The organism is Stieleria sp. JC731 (assembly GCF_020966635.1).
In the GTDB taxonomy this organism is placed as follows: domain Bacteria; phylum Planctomycetota; class Planctomycetia; order Pirellulales; family Pirellulaceae; genus Stieleria.
In genome coordinates this window covers 363,993-389,883 of record NZ_JAJKFQ010000029.1, presented here as the reverse complement: position 1 = coordinate 389,883, position 25,891 = coordinate 363,993, and the positions used below count along the sequence as shown (strand labels likewise).

Annotated in this window: 19 protein-coding genes; 10 read left to right on the top strand and 9 right to left on the bottom strand. The window is 54.5% G+C overall.

What is annotated here, in order from left to right; translation table 11 throughout:
* Positions 1 to 277: 277 nt before the first annotated feature.
* The 3 genes from LOC67_RS26185 to LOC67_RS26175 are packed head-to-tail and all read left to right on the top strand — an operon-like array spanning position 278 to position 3,527.
* Complete coding sequence (locus LOC67_RS26185; RefSeq protein WP_230265810.1) at positions 278 to 1,312, top strand: rhomboid family intramembrane serine protease; 1,035 nt, start codon at positions 278 to 280, stop codon at positions 1,310 to 1,312.
* Positions 1,309 to 2,757 (top strand): MATE family efflux transporter, encoded by a 1,449-nt coding sequence (locus LOC67_RS26180; protein ID WP_230265809.1) that lies wholly within the window; start codon positions 1,309 to 1,311, stop codon positions 2,755 to 2,757. Before LOC67_RS26185 ends, LOC67_RS26180 begins: the two co-directional genes overlap by 4 nt.
* Positions 2,757 to 3,527 (top strand): 2-phosphosulfolactate phosphatase, encoded by a 771-nt coding sequence (locus LOC67_RS26175; protein WP_230265808.1) that lies wholly within the window; start codon positions 2,757 to 2,759, stop codon positions 3,525 to 3,527. The genes LOC67_RS26180 and LOC67_RS26175 overlap by 1 nt, the downstream gene beginning before the upstream one ends.
* 65 nt (positions 3,528 to 3,592) lie before the next feature.
* Here LOC67_RS26175 and LOC67_RS26170 read toward each other — a convergent pair whose 3' ends face one another.
* Positions 3,593 to 4,387 (bottom strand): MBL fold metallo-hydrolase, encoded by a 795-nt coding sequence (locus LOC67_RS26170; RefSeq protein WP_230265807.1) that lies wholly within the window; start codon positions 4,385 to 4,387, stop codon positions 3,593 to 3,595.
* Positions 4,388 to 4,769: 382 nt separating this feature from the next.
* A complete protein-coding gene (locus LOC67_RS26165) occupies positions 4,770 to 5,705 on the bottom strand; it encodes an NAD-dependent epimerase/dehydratase family protein (protein ID WP_230265806.1) in 936 nt (311 codons plus the stop codon).
* A 440-nt stretch (positions 5,706 to 6,145) separates the two neighbouring features.
* Here LOC67_RS26165 and LOC67_RS26160 point away from each other — a divergent pair, with 440 nt between their 5' ends.
* Together LOC67_RS26160 and LOC67_RS26155 are read left to right on the top strand one after the other, a co-directional pair.
* Positions 6,146 to 7,288, top strand: a complete 1,143-nt coding sequence (locus LOC67_RS26160; RefSeq protein ID WP_230265805.1) for a S1C family serine protease — start codon at positions 6,146 to 6,148, stop codon at positions 7,286 to 7,288.
* Between the two features lie 177 nt (positions 7,289 to 7,465).
* Entirely contained in the window at positions 7,466 to 8,521 is a 1,056-nt protein-coding gene (locus tag LOC67_RS26155) for a PDZ domain-containing protein (RefSeq protein ID WP_230265804.1), read from the top strand.
* 746 nt (positions 8,522 to 9,267) lie between these two features.
* Here LOC67_RS26155 and LOC67_RS26150 read toward each other — a convergent pair.
* From LOC67_RS26150 to epmA, 3 genes are all read right to left on the bottom strand, one after another.
* Positions 9,268 to 11,736 (bottom strand): DNA gyrase subunit B, encoded by a 2,469-nt coding sequence (locus LOC67_RS26150; protein ID WP_410001181.1) that lies wholly within the window; start codon positions 11,734 to 11,736, stop codon positions 9,268 to 9,270.
* A gap of 395 nt (positions 11,737 to 12,131) precedes the next feature.
* Positions 12,132 to 12,689 carry a hemerythrin domain-containing protein gene (locus tag LOC67_RS26145; protein WP_230265802.1) on the bottom strand — a complete coding sequence of 186 codons (558 nt, stop codon included), beginning with the start codon at positions 12,687 to 12,689 and terminating at the stop codon, positions 12,132 to 12,134.
* A 126-nt stretch (positions 12,690 to 12,815) separates the two neighbouring features.
* A complete protein-coding gene (gene epmA, locus LOC67_RS26140) occupies positions 12,816 to 13,775 on the bottom strand; it encodes an EF-P lysine aminoacylase EpmA (protein ID WP_230265801.1) in 960 nt (319 codons plus the stop codon).
* A 116-nt stretch (positions 13,776 to 13,891) separates the two neighbouring features.
* Between epmA and LOC67_RS26135 the strand changes: the two genes are divergently transcribed.
* Positions 13,892 to 14,956: a ThiF family adenylyltransferase gene (locus tag LOC67_RS26135; protein ID WP_230265800.1), complete on the top strand. Its 1,065-nt coding sequence runs from the start codon at positions 13,892 to 13,894 to the stop codon at positions 14,954 to 14,956.
* A 47-nt stretch (positions 14,957 to 15,003) separates the two neighbouring features.
* Here the strand turns inward: LOC67_RS26135 and LOC67_RS26130 are convergent, their stop codons facing one another.
* Complete coding sequence (locus LOC67_RS26130; protein ID WP_230265799.1) at positions 15,004 to 16,296, bottom strand: GspE/PulE family protein; 1,293 nt, start codon at positions 16,294 to 16,296, stop codon at positions 15,004 to 15,006.
* A gap of 225 nt (positions 16,297 to 16,521) precedes the next feature.
* On the opposite strand from LOC67_RS26130, the gene LOC67_RS26125 reads away from it, so the two are divergent.
* From LOC67_RS26125 to LOC67_RS26110, 4 genes are all read left to right on the top strand, one after another.
* Entirely contained in the window at positions 16,522 to 17,946 is a 1,425-nt protein-coding gene (locus tag LOC67_RS26125; protein WP_230265798.1) for a RecQ family ATP-dependent DNA helicase, read from the top strand.
* Positions 17,947 to 18,025: 79 nt separating this feature from the next.
* Positions 18,026 to 18,412: a hypothetical protein gene (locus LOC67_RS26120; RefSeq protein ID WP_230265797.1), complete on the top strand. Its 387-nt coding sequence runs from the start codon at positions 18,026 to 18,028 to the stop codon at positions 18,410 to 18,412.
* Positions 18,409 to 18,798, top strand: coding sequence for a hypothetical protein (locus LOC67_RS26115; RefSeq protein WP_230265796.1), 390 nt, complete (start codon positions 18,409 to 18,411; stop codon positions 18,796 to 18,798). The genes LOC67_RS26120 and LOC67_RS26115 overlap by 4 nt, the downstream gene beginning before the upstream one ends.
* Positions 18,799 to 19,175: 377 nt before the next feature.
* Entirely contained in the window at positions 19,176 to 19,850 is a 675-nt protein-coding gene (locus tag LOC67_RS26110) for a YceH family protein (protein WP_230265795.1), read from the top strand.
* 120 nt (positions 19,851 to 19,970) lie between these two features.
* Here LOC67_RS26110 and LOC67_RS26105 read toward each other — a convergent pair whose 3' ends face one another.
* The 3 genes from LOC67_RS26105 to LOC67_RS26095 form a co-directional block, all read right to left on the bottom strand.
* A complete protein-coding gene (locus tag LOC67_RS26105; RefSeq protein WP_230265794.1) occupies positions 19,971 to 20,972 on the bottom strand; it encodes a ferredoxin family protein in 1,002 nt (333 codons plus the stop codon).
* On the bottom strand, positions 20,969 to 23,938 hold the full coding sequence (gene purL, locus LOC67_RS26100) for a phosphoribosylformylglycinamidine synthase subunit PurL (RefSeq protein WP_230265793.1): 2,970 nt from the start codon (positions 23,936 to 23,938) through the stop codon (positions 20,969 to 20,971). The genes LOC67_RS26105 and purL overlap by 4 nt, the downstream gene beginning before the upstream one ends.
* Positions 23,939 to 24,102: 164 nt before the next feature.
* Positions 24,103 to 25,752, bottom strand: coding sequence for a putative transporter (locus tag LOC67_RS26095; RefSeq protein ID WP_230265792.1), 1,650 nt, complete (start codon positions 25,750 to 25,752; stop codon positions 24,103 to 24,105).
* Positions 25,753 to 25,891: the final 139 nt, after the last annotated feature.

The following is a 25,891-nucleotide window of genomic DNA, read 5'->3' as shown; positions in this document are numbered from 1 at the left end:
TCGAATATTTCGTTGTTAGTGTAGTTGGCGAAGCGGTATTCCGCTTCTTTCCTAGCGATCGCGTAGCGACCTTTCCAACTAACCGTCATAGTATTCAGCACAGCCCTTGCTGCGGCAAGTCTTATCGTCGGCCTCCTTCGCGGCGATTACCAACAAACTCCGACTGTTTGCCCGCAATTGATTCCGGTAACGGCGACTTTGATCAAGAAACTCAGCGTGATTTCCGCCGGCCGCCCCTCCGTTGGCTGCTTATTCCTCCCTTAACCATCGAGTTTAAATGCGTCGTATCGGCACCCTAACCGATCCAGCACAGGCACGTCGTTTCAAGGATTATTTGTACACCCTGTCAATTGACTGCAATCTGGACATCGAAAATCCTTCCGATTCCGAGTCCGATAGCCCCTCTGACAACGGCTCTGCCACACGGTGTCATCTCTGGATCCGCGACGAAGAACAGGTCGAAAAGGCTCGTCAGGAGCTTGCGGCGTTCCAAGCGGAACCGGGGGCTGAGAAATATCGGGTCGCCAGTGAGGCTGAGAAGCTGCGCAAGCAAAAAGCGTCGGACGACAAACGCAAGCAGCAGATGGTCAAAAAGGTCAAACATGGCCAGCCAACTGCCGGAGTGGGACGTGTCGGTTTAAAGCAGCAGTCCACACCGGTCGTTTTTGCAATCATTGCCCTGTCGGTACTGGCAAGTTTCTCGACGGGATTTGATCGGCCGAGAAGATCGATGGTTCCTGGCGAACCTTCCAATGAGGAAAAGATTCGTAATGTATTGTCCTTCGTCAATGTCGAGGATTTTTTGATCGACGGTGATCCTTACGCGTCGATCAAAAAGGGCGAAGTTTGGAGACTGGTAACACCCATCTTTTTGCACGGCAATACACTGCACTTGGCATTCAACATGATGGCCCTGTTCTTTCTTGGGTCGGCACTGGAAAGGATCGAAGGGTCTGGATTCCTGCTTGTGCTGTTTTTCGCAAGCGCCATCACGGGGACGATATTTCAGGTGGCTTTGCCGCCGGAATCGGCTTTGCCGCCAATTTTGCATGGCTTGGCCGGATCGCATTCGTCCATCGGGGCATCCGGTGGCGTGATAGGTCTATTCGGATACCTCTGGATTCGGCCTTTGATGTCTAGGACCTATCCGATTGATATCTCGCCAGCCAACGTGGCGTTCCTGCTGGGCTATATCGTTATCAGCATCTTCTTCATTGATCATATCGCCAACGGTGCACACATCGGCGGTCTGTTTGCCGGGATGTTGTTTGCCGTGGCGATTGCCAAGTTACATCCAGGCCGCTTTCCGTGATCAATTCTTATGAGCCTGCGGTTCCTCTGGAGGACGAGCAGGACGTAGCGGCGAGTCTTCCAAATCGACATATCGATCGCGAGCAACTTCCCGCGCCGACCACTTTGTTCGGAGCGGCTCAAGAGGTGTTTCGGGTCGCGCTTCCGTTGATGATCAGCACCGGCATGTTTTCAATTGTGCTGTTTGCCGATCGAACTCTGTTGATGTTCTATGACGGCGTATCGATGAGCGCGTCGATGGCCGGTGGGAATCTGTTTTGGGTTTTGGTGTGTGTGCCAGTCGGTGCCGCTTCAATGACGGGAGCGGTGATCGGTCAATTGATCGGCAACAACGAAGAACGCAAAATCGGCAGGTTGCTTTGGCAATCGATCTGGATCGCTCTGGTGACATCACCTTGGTTTATTTTCGCCGGGATGTACGCCGAAGGGCTTTTCGAATTTGCGAAGCAAGACCCAACACTGATTCCGTCTGAAGCGACTTACTTGCGTTGGCTGATGTTGGGAGGTTTGGGCCTAGTTATTGAGTCAGCACTTAGCGGATTTTTCAGCGGTACCGAAAGGACTTCGGTCATCATGTGGGTTTCGGTCGCGAGCGGCCTATTGAACGTCGTTTTGGACGTGCTGTTGATATTTGGATACTTGGGATTTCCCGAGCTTGGAATCACTGGTGCGGCGATCGGCAGTGTTTTGGCGTTTTGGTTCAAGGTCGTTTGCTACGCTGTCATTCTGCTGAAACCCGAATACCGCGAACGCTATGGAATGCGTGAAGGGCTCTGTTTGGATTTCAAAGTGCTTTGGAACTTTGTCTATTTCAGCTTGCCTAGTGGGCTGATGTATCTAACCGAAGCCGCATCATTCACGATCATTGTGCTGAAGATAGGACAGTTGGGTGATATCCCGCTGCGAGCAACAACGATGGCGATCAATTTCAACATGGTCGCGTTCATTCCGCTGGTCGGTGTCGCGATCGCAACATCGGTGTTGGCCGGTCGACACTTGCTGCAAAATGGAGCGGACTTTGCTGTAAGGACGACGATGGCGGCGCTATTGATTGCGTTCGCGTATTCGATGACTTGGGTTGTCGCCTACCTTGCTGCGGGTGACTGGTTGCTGTCGTTGTATCGCTTGGGGCAAGCCGATGGGCAATCGGAAGCTGCGATCACCATTGCCGGAACTTTGCTAGGTTTTGTATCCGCCTATGTCGTCTTTGATGCGGTTCAGTTAATTTTGGCTGCCGCGCTGAAAGGTGCTGGTGACACTTGGTTTGTGTTGTTGGCTGGTGCGGTTGTCAGCGCGATTGCGATCTCGATCGGTGTCGTCGTGGACGATCACAGCGATTCGTTGTACTTGTGGTGGTGGGTGATCACTGGCTGGATTTGGACACTCGCTGCAACAATGGTGATGCGGTTTTTGTTTGGACGCTGGAAAACGATGCGGATGGTTTGATGGTCAAGAAAATGTCGGTGGCATTGCTGCCCCGTTTAATTGAAGCTTCGACAACGTCAATCGAATGTGCAATCGTCATTGATGTGCTTCGCGCGACAAGCGTGATGACCACCGCAGGTAAAAACGGTGCGAAAACGATCCGAACCTGCGGCGAAATCGAGATCGCCAGGCAGCTAGCCGACCAAGCAAATACGAACGATCGTCCGCTGTTGTGTGGCGAACGTTCCTGTGTGCCGATTGATGGGTTTGATCTAGGAAACTCACCAGCGGAGTACCCGCCGGAGCGAGTTGCCGGTCATCATGTGCTACTGACAACAACGAACGGGACAAAGGCTATCGCCGCGGTCGCTGACGCGGAGCGATTGTTGATCGCATCGTTTCTGAATCTGGCAGCTACGGTTGATAGCGTTACCGAGCACGATGAGCTGTTGATCGTATGCGCCGGCACCGACGGCAAGATCAGTGCCGAAGATGTCTTATTGGCCGGGGCGATCGTCGACCGGTTGATGCACCACAATCCGAGTTGCCAGCTGGATGATTCGGCACGTCTCGCTTTGTCGACTTGGCGGCAAGCGAGTCAAAACGAAGGAACCGTTGGAGACGCTCTTCGTCTTTCACTCGGTGGCAGCAACCTGATAAAGGTCGGCTATGAAGAAGACATCGGTCGTTGTGCGGTGATCGATTCGGCTGCCGGGGTTGTGGAGCGTGATCAGCAACAACCTGACGAAAGAACCGTGGTGTTCCGCTGGAGGGGCGAAACCGTTTGCTAAAGTTGCAAACACAGCCGGATCGCTTGGCGTTTCTTCTCGCCAAGCGTCCTTGCTTTACTGCAACGTTACTTCTGCAGTCCTTCAGGAAGGATGCCTTCGGCGACTTCGTCATCCCATTGGTCCATCAGAGGCCATGATTCGGCGAGCGTTCCGAAGTCAGCCATGTGCAGGTAGCCTCGAACGCGTTCGATCGTTCGATTCATAAAGTCAACGTCGTTCGGAAAGATCGGACCGTGGCTTGGTGCCAGCCATTTGACATCGCTATCGCGGATCCGTTCAAGCGACTTGAGAAACGCTTTGATGTCGCTGCCGTGATGTGCATCGATCGCCCCGATGCAACCATCGCGATAGATGTTGTCGCCGCTTAGCAAGACATCGCCGACTCGAAATGCGAGCTGACTATTGGTATGCCCCGGCGTGTGCCAAACCTCAACTTCCAGGTTGCCGATCTTGATGATGTCACCGTCGTTGACCTGATGTTCGACGTCGACTTTCGGCATGTCCAGTTTCAGATTCTGAGCTTCGATCTCGGCAAGGGTCCAAAGTGGATCACCTTCGGCCAAGGGGCGAACGGCGTTAGGGTGTGCAGTGACGCTTGTTTTCAGAATGGTTTTGATTTTCGCCAGTCCCTGAATGTGGTCAACATCAGCGTGGGTGGCGATAAGCGTCTTGCACTGCGACAGAGGAAAATCGAGTTCACGAATAATGTCGACGTAGTCATCAACGGTTTCTTCGTATCCGATGTCGACCAACGCCCATTCGTCTGCGTCGTACAGCAAGTACACATTGCATCCGAGGACTTCACGGGCTTGGAAGTTCAGTTCGATGATACCGGGATAGATCGGATTTCGTTCAAGCATCAGATTTGTATGGATAGTCTCAGTGGTTCACCGAAGGCGTGACTTTGGTGAACAGCGTCGGTGCGATTACGGCTTGGATAAATTTGATCCGCGATGTTCGGCGTCCAGGTTTTCGCGTCTGGCCTGGGCGGAACACGAGTGACTGGGACAGTGTCTGTCAAAACGGCCGCGGTCCAATATCGAGTCGCCGTGAATAGATTTCGGGATTAGCTGGTTCGGTCTAGTGGTCGAGTCCGATCGGCTGGTGGCAAACAGATTTCCAGACGATTCGAAACTCATCACAAAGCATACGATCTTGACCAGCGTTATCCGGTGGCCAATGGTTGTCGCGATCGATGTCACTCGAAAGCGGGTAAAGTATTTTCGAGGGCCAGTTTAGCGACTATTGCAACGCAGATACTAGGCCTTGGCGGAAGTCTGGATACCGCAGCGATGGCAGGATCAGCCGGCGCATTTTGCGACTACAGATTCGTTTATCAGTTTCGCCGCGACGTCGAGGACTCGCATTCGCTGATGGCGGAACAAAGTTTGGCTTTGGTGAATGCGTTTGCCGAGCGATCTCGTTGTAGAAGTCGCCTCGCTGCACGGGCATGTTGTCGGCCACCAGGAAAAGACGACGTTGGATCGATGCCCCTTCGTTCTGTTCTGCATCCATGTAGTCCCAAGAATTGACACAGGCTTGAGCCGCATCATCAACGTGGATCAGGTTCAAATAGGTTGACGGGTTGGTCTGCACTGGTGTTCCCGCAGCCACGTCAGCGATTCGGGGAATACGCTCCGGTCCGTAGATGCCTGCGAGCCGCAAAATTAGGTACTTTCCCGATGGACGCGTTCGATGAAGCTGCTGTTCCGCCTGGAGATGAACCGCGGCGGCTTCACGTGACGGGTGGGTGGGGGAGCGTTCGTCGACCCAGACACCGCCTGTCTGGTGATAGACCCCAGTGGTGCTGACATAAGCGACGCGTGAGTCCGGAGGTAGCCAATGCAACAGTCTGCGAAAGCCAAGCACCTGAGACTCGTATCGTCCCAGTCGGCCGCGACTGTCGTAGCTGACCGCGACGAGTACCCGCAGGTGGGGGCTGAACGCTTGCTCGATTGACGCGAAACCTTCACGCCGATGGGAGGTTGATTCACTAAATGTCCGCGAATCATTCCAATCAAGCAAAATCGGATGGAATCCGGCCCGTTTTAGCTCGTCCAATCGTTCTGGACGTCGAGTTGTGGTGAATACGCGATAACCTAATTGATGAGCGATCTGGGCCACCCGTTTGCCCAGATACCCCGTTCCGACCACCAGGACATCTTGTTGTTCATTCATGCGTGCTTTTTCCAGCTGATTTTCGCCTTTAAACACATGTTGGCTACAATAAGTCACACGTGAACGCGCTAACCGCCCATCCGTGCTGTTGGGGGGCCAATCATAGGGGCCAAGGATAACTGTTCAACCGATATTCCACATCGCCCGGAATTGAACGTTGGGCATCGCCACACACCAAACACTGCACCATAACGGGCGTGTCGAACGTCGAAATACCAGACAATTTAGGTTTGGTAATTTTCCGATCACACATGTGAATTTTCACTAGCGACAATCCCGAATGCGATCAAATTAGTGGGTCGCGCAACGAAAGATTGACGAGGGACCAATTGAGTTTTCAGCGACCGAATATTGAACAAGCTGGGTTTCGGAATCGATGGCTGAACGGTCGATCGAGGCTGCGAACGTGGGCATGCAATCCCGTTTGTTGCTTCGCTCTAATGATTGGCTTTGCCGAGCTTGCCTCTGAATTCAATGCCGAATTCAATTTGTCGCATCAGATTGTCCACGCACAATCACCCGGCCCCATTCGCCCGGGATTTGGCGAGCCGCCTATCGGACGAAACGATAATGTTCGCGGCGGCACGGTTCCAAGGCAAAGGCCGTCGGAAGCCTATGTTGCAAGAAAGGTTTCATCCGAAGGGACTCAGGTTCCAGTCCCGCCCGAACTGGACAAGTTGTTCCGCATTGGCGGCACGCCGGATTCGTTGGACATCTTGCGTTTGATGGAAAAACAACAACGCCTCGTCGCCGAACGGGCGGCGAAATGCACCGTCAGCGTCCGAATTGGGCCTGCGCAGGGGTGTGGCGTATTGATTACCGACACGGGATATATCGTGACAGCGGCTCACGTTGCGATGCGTCCCGGATTTTCAGCGGTTGTCACATTGAACAACGGTCGCCGTGTCACCGCGACAACTTTAGGGATGAATCGTGAAGTCGATGCCGGGCTGATCCGAATCGATCCCGATCAATCAGGTGGTCAGCCTTGGCCCCACGCAAGCCTCGGCAAAAGTAGTAATTTGGTTCCCGGCATGTGGTGTGTCGCGATGGGGCATCCCGGTGGATACGACGCATCCCGCGGTGCCGTCGTTCGCGTTGGCCGATTGTTGGATGTCAGCGAAGACGTGATTCGAACCGATTGTGCGTTGATCGGGGGCGATAGCGGAGGCGCATTGTTCAATTTGGCGGGAGAGCTAATTGCGGTTCACAGCCGAATCGGAAACGACGTCTCTGACAACTTGCATGTCCCGATCGATTGCTACGATGAGTCATGGGAAAGGATGTCCAAAGGCGAAAGCTGGGGCTACCTGCCCAATTTCAAACCGACGCTGGGTGTGTCGGGCAAAAAGTCTGACTCCAAAGCTACGATCAACTATGTCCGTCCCAAGTCTCCTGCCGAGAAAGCAGGGATTGAAGTTGGCGATGTCGTCGTCGAGTTTGGCGAAAAAGCAATCACTGATTTTGAATCACTTAAAAAAGCCGTCTCGGACACGATGCCGGGCGAACGAGTACATTTAATCATCCGCCGAGGTTCATCCACCATTCGAGTGACGGTCGAAATCGGTCGCAGTGGTGATTAGCCAGGTTTGGTCTCGTCAGTGTTAGAACACCAGACGCAGGGAACATCGTTTTGCCAACCGTTCATAAAGCACTTAAGCCGCGTTTAGAAAAGCAGTTTCGCGGTGATGTGGCAAACCTCGGTTTGGCAGCACGGTAAAAGTCGAATACTTGTTTCGTTGATTCGTTAATTGTTCATCATGGAAAACAACCTCCGACAATTGTTAACCAGCCGTATCTGGGGACCGGTCGCAATGGCGCTGGTGCTGTTCGCTGGGCCGAGTATCGCGCTCGCGCAGGATTCCTGGTTTGACGGTCTTGTTTCGCGACATCCGGAAATTGCGTCTCGTGATAGCGCCGCAATGATGCGGTTGATACGCCCATTGTCCGAACAGGTTGAAAGTTCTGTTGTCCAGGTTTTTTCTGGTGGCCGAATCGTTTCCCTGGGAACGATCGTTAGCGAAGATGGCTATGCGATCACTAAGTACAGCGAATTGAGTGCGGCACCAATTTCCGTACGTGTTCCGTCAGGAAAGAAGGTTCCTGCACGTGTTTCTGCTGTCCGTCCAGCGAACGATTTGGCGTTGCTGAAATTAGAAGGAAGTGAGCCCGATACCTGGGGCATCCAGCCAGCAACATTTGCTTCGGTCGAACCACCAACGGGAAGCTTCGTTATTACCGCTGACAACGACGGCTATGCGATCGGACTTGGCACTCTGGGTGTTCGGTCTCGCCACGTTGGTCACCAAGGTCGACTAGGCGTCACATTTTATGATGGGGCGAGTGAACCGCCGATCGTCCACAATGTTGTGCCAAGCAGTGGCGCATTCGATGCCGGTCTTCAGGATGGTGATGCGATCTTGAAGATCAACGGCCGGCAGATGCTGGGGTCGAAATCGGCAATCACCACCTTGGGCCGTTTCTATCCGGGCGAACTGGTCAAGCTTAGCATTCGACGCGGCGACGATACGATCGAGTTAACCGCACGGATGCGAGATCAGGCGATCCTGATGGAATCCAAGAACGACGCGAAAGTGAATGGCCCGCGCAACGCACGGCTAAGCGGATTTGATCAGGTTATCCAGCACGACACTGTATTGGCTCCCAATCAATGTGGCGGTCCTATCTTAGATACCGAAGGCAACATCATCGGTCTGAACATCGCACGGGCCGGTCGTGTGGTCAGCTATGCATTGCCGTCCGCATTGGTGAATGCGGAAATGGTCAGCATGCTGGATGAAGCTCGTCGACAGTAAGCCATCGCACCAACAACGCTTTCAACCAAGAAAGGCACGTTCCAATTGAATTCATAGTACCCGTCACAGTCCCTGTGACGCCGGGAATTTAGGGGACGTCGGCACGGCGGAGCGTGCCGGGTACTTTGATGCGTTTGATCTAGTTATCGATAAAACGCCATTCACTCCTGCCCCTTTTTTAAAACACAGAGACGCCGAGGACGCAGAGCGGGTCTCCGATTGCCAATCGGAAACGGGATGGTTTTGACCTGTAGCTGCACATGACGTCCCGACGCTCCCACCCAAAAACTCTGTGTCCTCTGTTGCTCTGTGTTTCATCTGCCCGGTCAATTCTGGTATCCGGTCCAACTGATCGTCACTTAATGCAAACAGGATGCCTTGTGCCGAAGTCAGGGGGCAGGAAGATTTTAAAACACAGAGTCACGGAGGACACAGAGCTGGTCACTGATGACTAGTTAGGTGCGGCATGGTTTTAAAGTCTATCTGCAGATGGCGGCCCGACTGCTTCCAACCGAAAACTCTGCGTTCTCCTTCTCTCTGCGTTTCATCTGCCCGGTCAGTTCTGACATCCGATCCGAACGATAGTCATGTAATTTGAACCGGATACTTTCCGCTCAGTGTAATGGCGAATCGATTTGAATGATCGAAGTTTGTGCTCAGCAACTAAAAAAGGCCTGGGGTTCATTGCTGAATCCCAGGCCTTTGATGGTTTGGACGCTGGCAATCATTGCCGGCTTCCTTGATGACTAAACGTCGAGGTTGCGAACATCTAACGCGTGCTTTTCGATGAATTCGCGTCGAGGTTCAACCTTGTCGCCCATCAAAAGCCGGAACATTTCGTCAGCCGCACCGGCGTCTTTCATGTTCACTTTGACGAGCGTACGGTTGGTCGGATCAAGCGTCGTCTCGCGGAGCTCCTCCGCGTTCATTTCGCCTAGTCCTTTAAAGCGGGTGACTTGAAGTCCCTTTTCACCGGCCGCACGTACTTCGGGTAGCAAGTCGCGAAGGTCTTCGAGCGGACGGCGGATGTCTTCACCACGGACGAGTTCAAATCGCGGTGTGGTCATCCCCGTTCGGTCAGCCGGGATCAGGTCATCGATCGAAAACCCTAGGACTGCTAGGTCTTTCAGACCGCTGTTGATCGTACGGACTTCGTGCAGTTCGGCGAGGTGAGCGATTTGGCGAGTGTCCACGGGGGCTTCTTCACCGTTCTCGGTGTCGCCTTCGGTGTTTTGGTTCGCTTCGTCGTCGAGGACAAGTTCGTTGGCGGTGAGATGTTCTTGGACCTCATCGACGCTTTGGAACCAGTGCTCGTCATTTCCGTAAGTCAGCAGCCACGCGGGCAGCTTGTTGGAAACTGGGTCAAGCCGTTGGGCGTGGACTCGCAGCGAAACGCCACGTCGTTCCAAGGCCAGGATGGCATCTTCGATTGCAGCGAGTGCGGAGCAAAGTTTTCGCATCGCTTCGCCTTCGACTTGGCGACCGTCTTCGGCTTCGAACATGGTGTCGCTTAGACCGCGGTCAAGCAACTGGCCTTTCATTTCCTCATCCGTTTGGACGTAGTACTTGTTCTTGCCTTGCGTGACGCGGAACAGTGGAGGTTGGGCGACATAGACGTGCCCATCGGCAACGAGTTGGTACATTTGCCGATAGAAGAAGCAAAGCAACAACGTCCGAATGTGGCTTCCGTCAACGTCCGCGTCAGTCATGATGACGACTTTGTTGTAGCGGCGTTTGGAGATGTCTTGGTCGTTGCCGATCCCTGTGCCGATGGCTTGGATCATCGAACGGACTTCTTCGTTTGCCAGTACCTTGTCTTCGCGACTTTTGTAGGCGTTGATGATCTTACCGCGTAGCGGAAGGATCGCTTGGTAGTCGCGCATCCGACCGCCTTCGGCGGATCCACCCGCCGAGTCACCTTCCACCAGGTACAGTTCGCAGCGTTTCATGTCTTTGCTGATGCAGTCACGCAGTTTGCCGGGCAGGCCGCCGCCGCCGAGTGCATCTTTGCGTTTGCGCAGCAAGTCTTTCGCCTTGCGAGCCGCCTCGCGAGCTTCGGAGGCGAGCAAGCCCTTGCGAACGATTGATTTCGCCGTGCGTGGGTTTTCTTCGAGGTACTTGGCAAGTTGCTCGCCGACGCCAGCAGCGATGATGCCTTCGACTTCGTTGTTTCCCAGTTTGGTTTTGGTTTGGCCTTCGAACTGCGGGTGCGGGACGCGAACGCTGATCACCGCAGTGATGCCTTCACGGATGTCGTCACCGTTAAGGGCGGTGTTCTTCAGCAGGTTTTCTTTTTTGCCGTAGTTGTTCAGCGTCCTGGTCAGCGCCGATCGGAAACCGCTAACGTGCGTTCCGCCTTCGATCGTATGGATGTTGTTGACATACGACTGAACGTTTTCGGTGTATTCGGTGCTGTATTGAAGTGCGATTTCAAACTGGCAGCCGTCTTTTTCACCGACGATGGAGATCACATCAGCGTGTAGTGGATCGCTGGCGCGGTTTAGGTGTTCGACAAATTCCGTGATACCACGGTCGTAGCGGAAGTCACCGCCTTCTCCGTTGCGTTCGTCCAGGAATGTGATGCGGACGCCGCTATTGAGAAAGGCAAGTTCTTGCAGTCGCTTGTTAAGTGTGTCGAAGCTGTACTTCGTCACCGAAAAGATCTGCGAGTCTGCTTTGAATGTGGTTTTGGTGCCTGTCTTGCTCGTCTCGCGGCCTTTGACGACGGGGCCGGTCGCGACACCACGCTCGTATTCTTGGCTCCAAGTAAAGCCATCGCGGCTGACTTCGGTTTCGGCCCACTGGCTAAGAAAGTTCACCACGGTGACGCCGACGCCGTGCAGACCACCGGAGGTTTGGTAGGCACCTTTTTCGAACTTGCCGCCGAACTTCAGAACCGTCATCACGCCTTCCAGGGTGCTGACTTCACGCCCCATTTCGACGGATAGTTCTTTGTGCTGGGTCACGGGGATGCCGCGACCATCGTCTTCGACGGTGACGCTGCCATCGGTGTGGACGACAACTGAAACTTTACTGGCAAATCCAGCCATTGCTTCATCGATAGAATTGTCAACGACTTCGTAGACCAAATGGTGAAGCCCACGAGCCGACGTATCGCCGATGTACATCCCGGGGCGTTTTCGAACGTGATCCAAGTCCGACAAGTGCTTGAGGTCTTCGTCGGTGTATTGCTCATTCGCAGCCGGTGTCGACATCGGGGCCGCGGGCGAAGGAGTCGATTCGATCGGTTCGGAATCAGCCGGTTCTGGGGAGGAGGCGTCGCTCATAGAACCCTATCAAGGAGGCGGAGAATCTTCGTCGCACCTCCGGAAGCTGCCCTTCGGCGGGCATCGCCCGGAGGGCTGCATTTAGAACGCCGATTCTAGCATTTTTAGGGCTCGGTCGCGAGGCGTGTGTGGTTGCGCAAACCTCGTAAAACATGGGGTTTTGATGTTTTTTCAAGGATCAAGGCGGAGCCGTGTTCGCCGCCCCTTGGACACCGGCTTGCGGTACCCATCTCCGACCGGTATCGCGACGCCATGTGACGTGCCCAGGTAGCCTGGTCGTACCCCACTTGGTTAGCTAGGCAAGTGGGGTTGTTCTGCAAAGATCAGTCGCCAACGCCGAGATCGTCATCGAAGGAATCGAGGATCAGTTTCAGCTCGGATTCCTCGTGTGACTCGAATTCGGTTTTAAAGCCCTCGAATTTTCGAATCATCTTTTCGATCTGGCTTTCTCGCTGGACATCGACTTCGGCGATCTGGTCGGCAAGGTCACGAACATGGGCAAACAGCAAAGGGTGTTGCCCCTTCAGCGACTCCGCTTCGATGCTCAAGTGCGGAGCGACGTCGATCGCATCATCGAAGTACCCGTAGGCTTCTTCGAGTGAAAAGTGGATGGCGAGCTGATCACGCAGCTCCGCGATCACGCCGATGATTTCGTTCCAGTGATTGAGCGCCGTCTCTGGGTGCGAGAACATTGGAATCAGCCGATCCCATAGCTCTTTCAAGTGCCGGTTATCTTCCTTGATTTCTTGCAAGAAGGCGGCATTGATCCCAAGGCGTCCCGGACGCTGGACCTTTGCCGGCGATGTCGCAGCCTGGGACTGCTCCCGTTGTGTGGATGTCGCTGGTATACCAGTGCCACCTCGCGTGATCGCATCACTCATTGGGCCTCCTCCTTTTCGTTCGAGACGTGTTTATTGTAGCCGCTAGGATCACTTGGCGGTGGACAATCAACGCATTTTCGGTGTCGCCGATGCGTCGTGGCTGGACTGTGGTGAACAGCGCAGTTATTACGCTTCCCAAAAAGGTAACGGGATGACTTCGGAAATGTCGGATGCTTTGGTTTTAGCCAGCAACAATCGATCAAACCCCAACGCCACACCACTGCATTCCGGCATTCCCTGGCGCATCGCTTCGATTAGGGTTGTGCGACAATTCAGTTCGTTGCGACCGCTGCTAAGCCGCTTTTGGTTGTTTGTCCTATAGCGGCGTTCGAGTTCTTCGGCGTCAAGTAATTCGTCGTAGCCGTTGGCAAGTTCGATGCCTTGGCAGAACAGCTCAAATCGAGCCGCACAGCGATCATCGATTGGTGATCGTTTGGCGAGTGCAGCTTGAGCGACGGGGTAGTCCGTTAGGATCAAGGGACGTTCTTGCCCAAGTGAGGCGACGACTTTTTCAGACAGGATTAGGTCCAGGCAGTCATCGCGGTCGCTTTGCCCACCGAGTTCTAGATCTGGCAGCAATGATTGAGCCAGTTGCACGATTGCTTCGTCGGATGCTTCCAACGGATCGATCTTCGCAGCATCGATAAAAGCTTCGCGATAGGTCATGCGGTCGGCGCTGTCGTATGAGAGCATTTCGCAAACGTAGTCGCTCGTAAGGCGAATTGCGGATTCATAGCTTCCGCCCACCTCGTACCATTCCAACATGGTGAATTCCAAATTGTGATGGCGACCAAGTTCTCCCCCTCGAAAGACCGGTCCGAGTGAGTATATCGATGGGGCACCGGCGGCAAGCATCCGCTTCATCGCAGATTCGGGTGACGTTTGCAGGTAGTAACGTTCGCCCAATCTCGTATCGCTGACGCCTAGTCGCTGCGTCTGGATTGAAATAGGATCCAAGTAGGCATCGACCACGCAATCACGTGACAAGCACGGCGGTTGGACCTCGAGGAATCCTTGTCCGTCAAAGTACGTTCGCGTTTTTCGCAGCAAGTCAGATCGAGCGGCGAGGTGATTGACGTTGATCATCGAAGTTTCGGTGGGTGGATGACACAAACAACCGTGGGACGAACGTTGCCCGTCCTTAAAAACACCGTTGCGATTTGAACCAGGACGCGTCGTCTAAGGCAGGTCGATTCCGAGTGATGCGACATGATAGTAGCGACATGAAAAACGACGACACAACTGACCGCTATTCACGACAGCGACGTTTTGGCCCGATCGGTGATCAGGGACAAGATCGGCTGAACCAGTCGGATGTTGCGATCTTGGGATGCGGAGCGCTCGGAACTGTCGCCGCCGAATTGCTATGTCGTGCTGGCATCGGTCGAATTCGAATCATTGATCGCGATGTTGTCGAGTGGAGTAACCTTCAACGTCAATCGTTGTTTGATTCACGCGATGCAGATCAAGGATCCAGCAAGGCCGAAGCGGCGGCGAAGCGGTTGTCGCAAATCAACGACACAATCAAGATCGAACCTGCGGCAGTCGATGTGCGATCCGACAACATCCGGTCATTGCTCAGTGGTGTCGACTTGGTCATCGATGCGAGCGATAATTTTCAAGTTCGCTTTCTGTTGAACGATTGGGCTTTATCCACGCAAACCGCTTGGGTTCATGGCGGGTGTGTGGGGGCGACCGGGCAGGTGCGACTGTTCGATGGGGCCGCGCGGCCTTGCTTTCGTTGTCTAGTGCCAACACCTCCACCATCGGAAGTTGTCGAAACGTGTGACACCGCGGGCGTCCTGGGATCGGCAACTCATGCGATCGCCAGCATGCAGGTGACCGAAGCTTTGAAGTGGCTTTCGGGGAATCGAGAAGCGGTGTCCAAAGACGTGATCGCGATTGACTTTTGGAACAATCGCACGCGGCGGATTAAGCTGACAGCGGATTTGTCACCCGATTGTGTCGCTTGTTCAAAACGAAACTTCGAGTTTCTTTGCGGAGGTCAGCAGACGCAATCGGAACTTGCGTTATGCGGTCGCGATGCGGTTCAAATTTCACCCGCCGAAGGACGGTCGGTTGATCTGGCAACGTTCGCATCACGCTGGAACAAGATTGGGAAAACACAAGAGACGCGATTCTTTGTTCGCCTTCAAGTCGATGAGCAAACGCAGTTGACGTTGTTCAGAGATGGGAGGGTGATTGTCAACGGAACAAGCGACTTGGCTAAAGCGAGGTCGCTTGTCGATCGATACGTCGGCACCTGATCATTCACCTGATCACTCACCTATTGATTCAACGGTGCACCATCGTGTCATCGACTCCATTTTCGCGCCATTGATGCCAATGTGGGATCGTTGAGAACTTGGTTGACTTCGTCGATCGATGTCATTCCGCGTAGGACGTAGCTGTACGCGACCTCGGGAAGCTTTAGCATGCCATTGGTGACCGAAATGGATTCGACTTCCAAGGCGGTCGCTCGATTCTTAATCGCGTCGACGATTTGGTCATCAACAACCATGATCTCCGGCAAGGAAATCAGGTTGTCATAGCCACCCTCGTGACAGGAATTGCATTTTCCGGGGCCATAAAGTGACGGGGAATGTGTGTCCGCATCGGATGTGTCTTGACCATTGGGGGCTAGTCGGCTTCCGACGCGATCCGGGATTTCGATGATCTCGTCGATTTCGATCCGTTGTCGACAGTCGTTGCAAAGTCGGCGAACCAATCGTTGATTGATCACGCCACAAAGTGAGCTGGCAAGAAACTTGTGATCACTTTCGTATTGCAACATCATTTCGATGGCTTCGGCGGCGCTCTTGGAGTGCACCGTTGCCAAGACGAGTTGTCCGCTTGCCCCGGCACGCACTGCCGCACGTGCGGTATGACTATCACGCACCTCACCGATCATGATCACGTCGGGGCTGTGGCGCAAGACGACGGTCAACAGGTCGGCAAAGTCCATCTTCAGTCGAGTGTTGACCTGAGATTGCATGATTCCGGAAATCGGATGTTCCACGGGATCTTCGATCGTATGGATTTTCTTGGTGCCGTCGTTGAGGTAGTCCAGCATCGCATAGAGCGTGCTGCTTTTGCCGCTGGCAACCGGGCCTGTCACAAGGATCAGGCCACTCTTTCGTTGCAACAGGTTTTCGATCGATTCAACATCGTCGCTATCCATTCCCAGTTCGTAGATTGAACGTCGACCGCGAGCCGGGTCGAAAAGGCGTATCGCGACATCCTGACCGAACAGTGTGGGAACGCTGCTCAGTCGAAGATGCGCAGTCGAACCATCCGGAGTTGTCATGCGGCCACGGCCTTCGGTAGGACGCACCGATTCACCGGCATCCGCACCGGCGAGCACGCGTAGGTGTCCTTGCAGTCGATGCCCATACGTCGTCGCGAAGCGGCGGACATGTTCGACTTTTCCAAGTCTTCGCACGCTGACAACGACGGCACCGTCGACGTCGGAGATAAACAAATCGCTGACGTGTCGTTCCAAAGCCCACTCAATTAGATTTGCGGCAAACAGTTCGGGCGGAGTCAGCTCGATATCGCCGGCGCCACTATCGAGTTCTTGAAAGTCGATGTTGGATTCTTCGCTCACGATCGATGGTCCTGTTGCAAGTGGCTTCGTGTAGGACCGCACAATATGAACGAAGATCAGCCAGGATGCAAAAATCCTCGCACCGGCATCGCCCGAGTTGCCATGATTTGATCGCGTGTTGGCGGTTGAGGACTGGCCTGACGGCGGGGCGGCGATCAGGAGCGTGTGATCAGCAAGGATGCGATCTGCCCTTTCACGTTGGCGTGATGAAGTCACAATACCGCGATGAGCAATGACAATCCAAAACAACTACTTGAGAAGTACTTCGGCTACACATCGTTTCGCCCCAGCCAGCAGGCGATTATCGATCATGTGATCGACGGACAGCATGCGATGGTTGTGATGCCTACAGGAATGGGCAAGTCGGTCTGCTATCAGATCCCCGCGCTCTATAACGCCGAGCGTGATCCGCGGTCATTGACTCTTGTCTTGTCACCGTTGATCGCGTTGATGCAGGATCAAGCTCAGTCGCTAATCCAACGAGGGATCGATGCGACATTCATCAACTCGTCGCTCGATCGTCAATCGCGTACACAGCGATACGAAAAGCTTTCTGAGGGCGACTATCAAATTCTTTATGTCACGCCAGAGCGATTTCGAAAGGATGAATTTCGTGACGCGATTGCCAATCGAAAGGTCAATCTGCTGGCAATTGATGAAGCCCACTGCGTTAGTCAGTGGGGGCACGATTTTCGGCCGGACTATACCCGGGTCGCAGAAATTCGAGAACTCGTTGGGAATCCGACGACGATCGCATTAACCGCAACAGCGACTCAGGAATGTCGACAAGATATCTATCGGCAAATAGGAATATCCGAAGACGACATCCGGCTGTTTCATGAAGGCATCGACCGACCCAATTTGCATTTGGATGTTGCTCCGGTTTACGACGAATCAGAAAAGCTGTCTCTGTTGCCAGAAATCCTTGCCGACCCTGATTATCGCGGCGGCAGCGTGATCGTGTACTTTTCACTGATCAAGACTTTGCAACGCTTTAGCGACGACTTGACCAAGAAAGGAATCGACCATGTGTGTTACCACGGAGACCTGCCTAGGCATCGCCGTTCACGGGTTCAGGATGACTTTATGTCAGGCGAAAGTGATGTGGTCCTGGCGACAAATGCCTTCGGAATGGGGATCGACAAACAAGACATTCGAATCGTCGTTCATGCCGAAACGCCCGGATCCATCGAATCGTACTATCAGGAAATTGGACGCGCGGGGCGAGACGGTGAACCGAGTCGCTGCGTTTGGATGTACGCCCAAGAAGACTTGATGACGCAGATGCAGTTCATCGAGTGGTCGAACCCGGACGCTGCGTTCTACACGCGGCTATATCAATTGCTTGTTGAACATTCCGAGCAATGTCACGCATTCGGATTCGATTGGATTAACGAACAGCTGCAGCGACGCAGCAAGCATGACCATCGATTGGCGACCGCACTCTCGATGCTCGATCGACATGGGGTCGTTGCCGGTCCCCATCCGCCGGCCTGCTATGACGTCGTTGCAGACATTCCACCACGTCTGCAAGATGAAGACATCCTTGCCGAAAAGAAACGCCGTGACCAGCAGCGACTCTACGCGATGGTGCAGTTCGCAGCCGAAGAAGGCGACCGGAAAGAGTTTTTGAATCGCTATTTCGGGTAGGAAATTCGCATCTTCGAGCCAATCGTTGCTACGATGGATGGTGGTAGTACGCTGAACCCGTGCGTGGTGTCGTTCGAAGATGAAGATTCGCCTTTCGTCACTTCTAATGATTGTCGTTTTGGTTGCCATCGTTTGCGCATGGTGGGTCGACCGCAAAGCGTACCAGAAGCAGTTGTCCGAAGCCCATCGTGAAGCATCGATCCTGGCCGAGGAGCTTTATCGATTGCGCATCGAGCGAAGGTATGAGCAACCGTATGGTTCGTTTTTCCCGCAAGGTACAAAAGCTCTGAATCTGGGGACTGGACCGGTCTTAGATCTGTCGGATTCCGGGGAGCGTCAGGAAGCGATGGTCCGTTTGCGAGACGATGATACGGAGTTTCGTGTCAAAAATTCCCAGGGCAAAGTCCATGACCTGATGTCGCTACGAGGGCCCGTTGAGGCGAGTGTTGTCTCGAAGCAGCCATGATCGATTCACCCTACGAGCCGCCCAGTGATACGTCCGACGCACTATCGATCGTCGATCGTGTTCGCGAATTTACAGCGATCGTTTGCCTCGTTGGTGGGTGGGCTATTTCGCTCGATGGCGTCACCTGGGGTGCTCAAATCGGATTTGATATCGAGCATTTCGTATCTGCATCGCCGCACGTCCAAGCGTTCATGGTTTTGCTGATCGGCGTTTATATGGTCTATGCCACTTCGCTGTTTTTGTTGGCCACGAGTCTTCGTAGTTTTCAAAGGATCTGGGTCGGGGTCTCAACCGCGACGTTGGTCACGGCCACCGCGATCACGTGGTATTTTCAACTCGACATTCCGGCCCAGTCGCTGTGGCGGATTGTTTCAAACACCGGTTAGTGTTGGTCCTCCATGTCCCGGCGTCACAGGGACTGTGACGGGGACTTTCAAGAGCACCCAAAGTACCCGGCACGCTCCGTCGTGCCGATTCAGCAATCAATCAGCGACCGGGAAGATCCAACGCCCGGCGTCACAGGGACTGTGACGGGTACTTTCGAGAGCAACTAAAGTACCCGGCACGCTCCGTCGTGCCGACTGCAGCACTCAATCAGCGACCGGGAAGATCCAACGCCCGGCATCACAGGGACTGTGACGGGAACTTTGGTTGCTAAGCAAATTCGTTCCGATCTTTCTAACCGCTAACGAGACGGCATTGACGGCGGTATACTTTCCAGACATTTCCCATCCCGATCGTGGTTCCCAAGTGTTGTATGGCTATGTCTGATAGTGCCGGCGATGATTCTCAGCCCGTTGTACCTTTGTCTGCCAATGCCCGTCGTGTGCTCGGCGTGTTGGTCGAAAAGGCGAAGACGACACCAGATAACTACCCCATGACAGTCGCCGCGATCGTTAGCGGCTGCAATCAAAAATCAAATCGTTCTCCGCAGATGTCATTGGATGAAAATGACGTGCTGCTCGCCCTCGACGAACTTCGCGCCTGCGGAGCTGCTCGTGAGATTCAGGGAGGTGGACGAGTCAACAAGTTTCGGCACGTCGCATACGAATGGATGAATCTTGATAGTCCACAAGCGGCGGTGATGACCGAGTTACTGTTGCGTGGACCACAAACGATGGGCGAGCTAAGAACGCGTGCTTCGCGGATGTACGCTCTGGCGGATCTTAACGCCGCGAAGTCAGTTGTTGAGTCGTTGATTGAAAAGGATTTGGTGGAGGCCCTGACGCCACCGGGACGCGGCCAGACGTTTGCGCACAAGCTTTATCCACCCGAAGAACGCCAGTACCTTGAAGCTCGTGTGGAAAAGCAGGCCGCAAAATCAACGGCGGTAAGTGACGAGCAGAAAGACGCGATCGAGATGCTGATCTCGCGTCTCGAAGCGGTCACGTCACGAATTGATGACCTCGAAGAACGCATCAAGCGAATCGAGTCTTAAACGTCCGTTCGCAGCCCGTAGTGGATCTTGTTAAAGATCCGGGCTCAACAAGTAGGGCAAGAGAAGGATCTTTGACAAGATCCACTACGGTGTCGTTGGGCTGATCGATGTGACGCAGTCTTATAGGTCGAGTGCGTCGAGGGAGTCGATCAGTTTATCGAGGTCATCTTTGGGTTTCTTTGCGGCGTCTTGCTGTCGTCGCTTCAGTTGGTCGTCGATGCCCACGGCGTCACGTCCGGTCAGCAATAGCTGCTCATCTCGTTCGCGTGCGGCGGTCGCGATCGCGTCTTCTCCTCCGTCCGGTGCACCGAACAGTTTCGAAAGGTCTATTTTGAAACCTTCATCACCACCGATATCGGCACCGGCGATCGCGGGTGCCTTATGCTGGGGAAAGATGATCGCATTTTCGGGGCAGACGCGACTGCATGCCGGGCAGCCTTTGCGGCAGTTGTCGGGCTGCTCTACAAGGATCGTTTCAGCTTGGTCGACACCGTAGACGCCGAAGAGGCAAAAGTCGACACACTCCATGCAGTTCGTGCAGCGACTAAAGTCGATGACCGGGTACCAGCGGCGTGAGGTCGTTTCATCAACCTCCACCAGCTTTCCGCCGATAATCGGAAGCGAGCGATCTGCGTCCGGGGCGGTCGCCTGTTCGGTCAGCACGATCTGATGCAGTTGTTCGATAAACCGCGCTGGGTCGTCGCCGTTCTTTAGATCGATACAGTGGATTTCGCGATCAGGGCGTGGGTACAAATCGGCCACACGATCGACATCACGTGAACTTGCACTGACAGGTTCGTCTTCTTCGTCTTGGTCATCTTCGACAGCCACGAATTGGCCACGGACGCCATTGCGATCAAGGACCCAGTGAGCTGCCCGTGGGAAGATCCAAGATGCCACGATCAGATTGCTTTCGACTTCACCGAGTTTCGCCAATGACTCGCCGCCTTTGGGCAAGTCATAGAGGTGCGGCACAACAATCACCGAGACACCGTCAAGCTGTGCGGCGGCGTCGGCGAGTGATTGTTCAAGCGATCGTTTGACGGGGTTTCGCGACTGCCCCTTCGAAATAACGACGGTCCAATTCGTGCGTGTCTCGGGCTGCACGTTGGCAGAGATCATTGCAAATCCAGTGGCTTTTTCCAGGCTTGTTTGGCGCGATCCATGTCGACTTCAAGGCAGGTTGATGAGCCATCCAGCCCAGTGATCGACAGTTTCGCTTCGGCCTCTATTGTACCCAGCTGAGCAGCCGGGACACCGTGTTTGCGAAAGATCTGAACGATCTGTTCTGCGGCTGTAGCGGGAGCTTCAAGCAAGAACCGTGAGTTCGATTCGCTGAATAGCCACTGCGTTTCTGGAAGCTCGATTGCCATTTGGTCGCTTGCAACTTTTAGGTCAATCGACATTCCAAGTCCGCCGGCCATCGCCATTTCGCAGGCGGCGACAGCCAAGCCGCCTTCGGACAAGTCATGGCAGCTGCGAACCAAGCGTTCGCGGATCGCTTCGTGCACGGCCGCGAATGTCGCTTTGGCGACGGGGACATCGACCGAAGGGACCTTTCCGCCATCAAGATCGTTGACCAAGCAGAAATGCGAACCGCCCATTTCGTCTTTGGTTTCGCCGATCAAGAACACCACATTACCCGCCTCTTTGGCGTCCATGGTGATCGCGGTGGAAACATCCTCGATCTGTCCCATCGCGCTGATCAGCAAGCTTGGTGGGATCGAGATGGTTTGTTTGTCGCCGTTTTTATCGGCATAGCTGAATTCGTTGTTCAGGCTGTCCTTTCCGCTGATGAACGGGGTGCCCAGTCCGATCGCAACGTCGTAACAGGCGATCGCGGCTCGAACGAGTGAGCCTAGTGTTTCGGGGCGATCGGTGTATCCCCAGCAGAAGTTGTCGAGGATCGCGATTCGCGATGGGTCGGCACCGACAGCAACGGCGTTTCGCATCGCTTCGTCGATTGCCGATGCAGCCATGTGATAGGTGTCGAAGTCGCCAAAGTGTGGGTTCATCCCGCAGGAGATCACCAGCCCACGCTGGCTGTCCAAAAGCGGGCGGATCACGGCCGCATCGCTGGGGCCGTCGCACATCGGACCGACAAGCGGCTTGACCACGCTACCGCCTTGAACTTCGTGGTCGTATTGGCGGATCACCCAGTGTTTACTGGCCACATTCAAGCTGCCAAGGATGTTTAGCAACGATGTGCCGTGCTGCTCTGATGATGTCCCTTCGGGAACGGTCAGCTCTTTGGTTTCCGGTGGTTGGTAAACGGCATCACGGATGACTGGTGGGCGTCCGTCATGCAAGAAGTGCATGCTGAGGTTGCCGACCGTTTCGCCGTGGTAGGTTAGGTGAAGGTCGCCGGTGGGTTTGAATTCACCCAGGACCGCCGATTCGACACCTTCGCTTTCACAAAGCTCGCGCAGTTCGTCCCATTTTTCGCGAGGGACGGCGAGGACCATGCGCTCTTGGGCTTCGGAGATCCAGATTTCTGTATAGGACAGTCCGTCGTATTTAAGCGGAGCTTTATCGAGCCAAACTTCCGCACCGACGTCTTCACCCATTTCGCCGACTGCGCTGGAGAAGCCACCGGCGCCGCAGTCGGTGACCGCGTTATAAAGCCCACGATCACGAGCCTGCATCAGGACATCGAGCACCATCTTTTCGGTGATCGCGTTGCCGATTTGGACCGCACCGCCGGATAGCGATTCTGATTCGCTTGTCAGTTCGGCGCTGCTGAATGTCGCGCCGTGAATGCCGTCGCGTCCGGTCCGTCCGCCGAGCGAAACGATCAAGTCACCGGCGTGGACTTTTTTGTCTTCCATGCCGACCGGAATCATTCCGACGTTTCCGGCGTAGACCAACGGGTTGCCTAGGTAGCGTTCATCAAAGTAGACCGCGCCATTGACCGTCGGGATGCCCATCCGGTTGCCGTAGTCACGCACGCCCGAAACGACGCCTTTCATCACACGTCGTGGGTGCAGGACGCCTGGGGGCAGCGAATCCGGTTCGGTGTCTGGTGGCGCGAAGCAGAACACATCGGTGTTACAAACCGGTTTGGCTCCCATGCCTGTACCCATGGGGTCACGGATGACGCCGCCGATGCCGGTGTTCGCACCGCCGTAAGGTTCCAGGGCCGAGGGGTGATTGTGCGTTTCGACTTTAAAGCACGCGTGATACTTGTCGTTGAAGGTGACCACACCGGCGTTGTCTTTAAAGACGCTGACACACCAGTCGTCATCGCTGAGTTGTTTGCGAATTTGCTGTGTCGCCGCGAAGACGGTTTCTTTGAGCATGTTGTCGTATTGACGCTCATCGCCGCCGGGCGTTCCGTCAGCGCCGATACCGCGATAATGAATTCGCCCGGCCAGCGTTTTATGGCTGCAGTGTTCCGACCATGTCTGCGCGATCGTTTCCAGTTCGACGTCGGTCGGATCACGGTCAAGCGAAACGAAGTGGTCGCGAATGGTTTGCATCTCGACCAGTGTCAGGTAAAGCTGGCCCTCTTTGGACAATCGCTCTAGTTCTTCGTCGTTAAGCGATCGGATTGGGATGCGGACAAGATTGAATTCGTAGTGGCTGCCGACTTCCAATTCATCCATGTCCAGGGGACCGACGACGACCTGTTCGATCGAATCGTTCGAAAGGGCTCTTCGGCAAATCGCGTCAAAGTTGGATTCGTCCGCAACGTCGATCCAGTACTTACGCATCGTGCGAACCGAATCGACTTCGAAGCCGATGTCACGGGCCGCGTTAATCGTGCTGCTGGCGACGGGGTCCATGACGCCCGCTTTGGGCATCACGTTAACCAAGCGGAAAGATTCGGCACCGCCCGGTGGATTGGCCAAGGTGGCTTCACCGACCTGAGCGACGACGCTTCGTTCGGTAACGCTGTCACTGAGTAAGTTGGCGGCCAGCTGCTGGGCTTGGTCGGCGTCCAGGTCACCTTGGACGAGAAATCCTCGAGCAAAAACGACCGAGATTTGATCGCCCAGCCCCAGTTCACCAATCTCTTCGCTCGTACGAGCTCCTTCGCGATCGATCTCGTTTTCTGCGGGATAAATGTCGATTTGCCAAAGAGGCATCGTTGTGACCTGACCAGAGGGAAATTACCAGTGACATGACTGCCCGGAAGTCTATCGAAATCGGGCGTCTCGGGTAATGGGCAGGTTGCCAGAGAACTGAGGTCAGGTCGCCCGAGAATGAAGTCAGGCTGCCTGAGAATTCAGCAGTGGGGGAAGCGATGGCGTCAGCTGAAAATGAAAATCAGCGATTGGGCCACGATGATTCGCAATATCATTGTCAGTGGGTACACCGCAGCGTAAGCCGTCGCACTGGCATCACAGTCACGCATCGACCCGGCGAAGGCCAGTGCGGGTGGGTCGGTCATGCTGCCAGCGATCACGCCGCAGATCGTTAGGTAGTTCTGTTTCCAAACCACCCGGGCCAAGATGCCAGCGACCAGCAACGGGACCATCGTGATGACCAGTCCCGCAGTGATCCACTTAGCGCCGTTGAGGCTCATTGCGGATTCAAAAAATGTTTCTCCGGCTCCAAGTCCTGCACATGCGAGAAACAAAATGATGCCCAACTCACGCAGCGCCAGGTTCGCTGATGAGGGGATGTACCAGACGAAGCTGCCGATGCTACCGACAAGGCTTAGGATGATCGCGGCAATCAACGGTCCGCCGGCAAGGCCTAGTCGTACCGGAAACGGGACACCCGGGATCGAAAGTGGAATCATTCCCGCCAAAACGCCGACGGCGATCCCGACGAACAGTGGTGAAAACTGAGTTTCCTTCATCGATTTTGTCGAGTTGCCGAGAAAGCTTGTGACGCGTTCCAAGCTGTCCTTGTCGCCAACAATCTGGACAATGTCACCATAGAACAATCGGCTGGAACCACGCGGGGCCATCTCAACACCGCCGCGAATGATTCGTGTGATCGTGACGTTGTAAAACCGATCCAGCGACAGTTCGGCAAGCGATCGGTTCAGTGCATGGGTTTCCGTCACATACACCCGGCGATAGGTCACTTTGCCAGAGCTGGTCATCAGGTCTTCATCGCTCGGTCGACCGATCAGCGGAACAAATCGAGCAAGGCCGCTCTTCGGGCCGACGACCTGAATGACGTCGCCTTCGCCTAGCAGGGTCTGTTCCGTTGCCGGTTCGATCTCTGAATCGTCGCAGCGTCGAACGCGTGAGATGCGAACGCCTGTTTCATCGATGCCTGGAATTTCGCCAAACGGTACAAGATCCAGTCGTGCGTTTTCTACAACCACACTTTGGCGTTCAATCGATTCGCGATCGTTGCTATTGGTTTTTCGGTACTGTTCAACTTCGCTGTCCAAGTCGACTTTGAACATCTTTTTTAATAGCAGCATCGACGCGATGATGCCTAGGATGCCGCCGGGGTAGGCAACCGCATAGGCCGACGCCAGGTATGACATCTCAAGCGATTCTTCTCCGTCGCCAAGCATCGACGCTGCTTGTTCGGCTGCACCAAGTGAGGGTGTGTTCGTTGTCGAACCGCTAAAAAGACCCGCGACTGCTGTTCCAGGGAACCCGAAAAGGTATCCAAATAAAACAACGAGTCCGAATCCCAGTGACACGATCAGCAACGTCAGACCGTTCAGTAACAAGCCTTGCTGTTTCCAAAGCTGGATGATCCCCGGACCAAGCTGAATCCCGATGGTAAAGACAAATAGGATTAGGCCGAACTCTTTGGCAAAGTGATTGATCTCGGGATTGATCCTCGCGCCGAAGTGCCCGAACACCAGTCCAGCGAAAAGGACACCGGCGGGGCCTAGGCCGATGCCGCGAATTCTAAAACTTCCAAAAACCAATCCGCTGACCGCAACAGCGGAGATGACCAGAATTGCGGTTGTGATCGTGGACACGATGTTGATGCTCCGAATACCTTCTCATGCAGACGTGCGACGCTTGGTAGTCGCCCTGAAAAGCTTCGGCTCGCTACCACTGAAATGTTCGTCGACACAAAGTTCCGTCCACGGGAAATGTACAGATGCAGAGGGACGC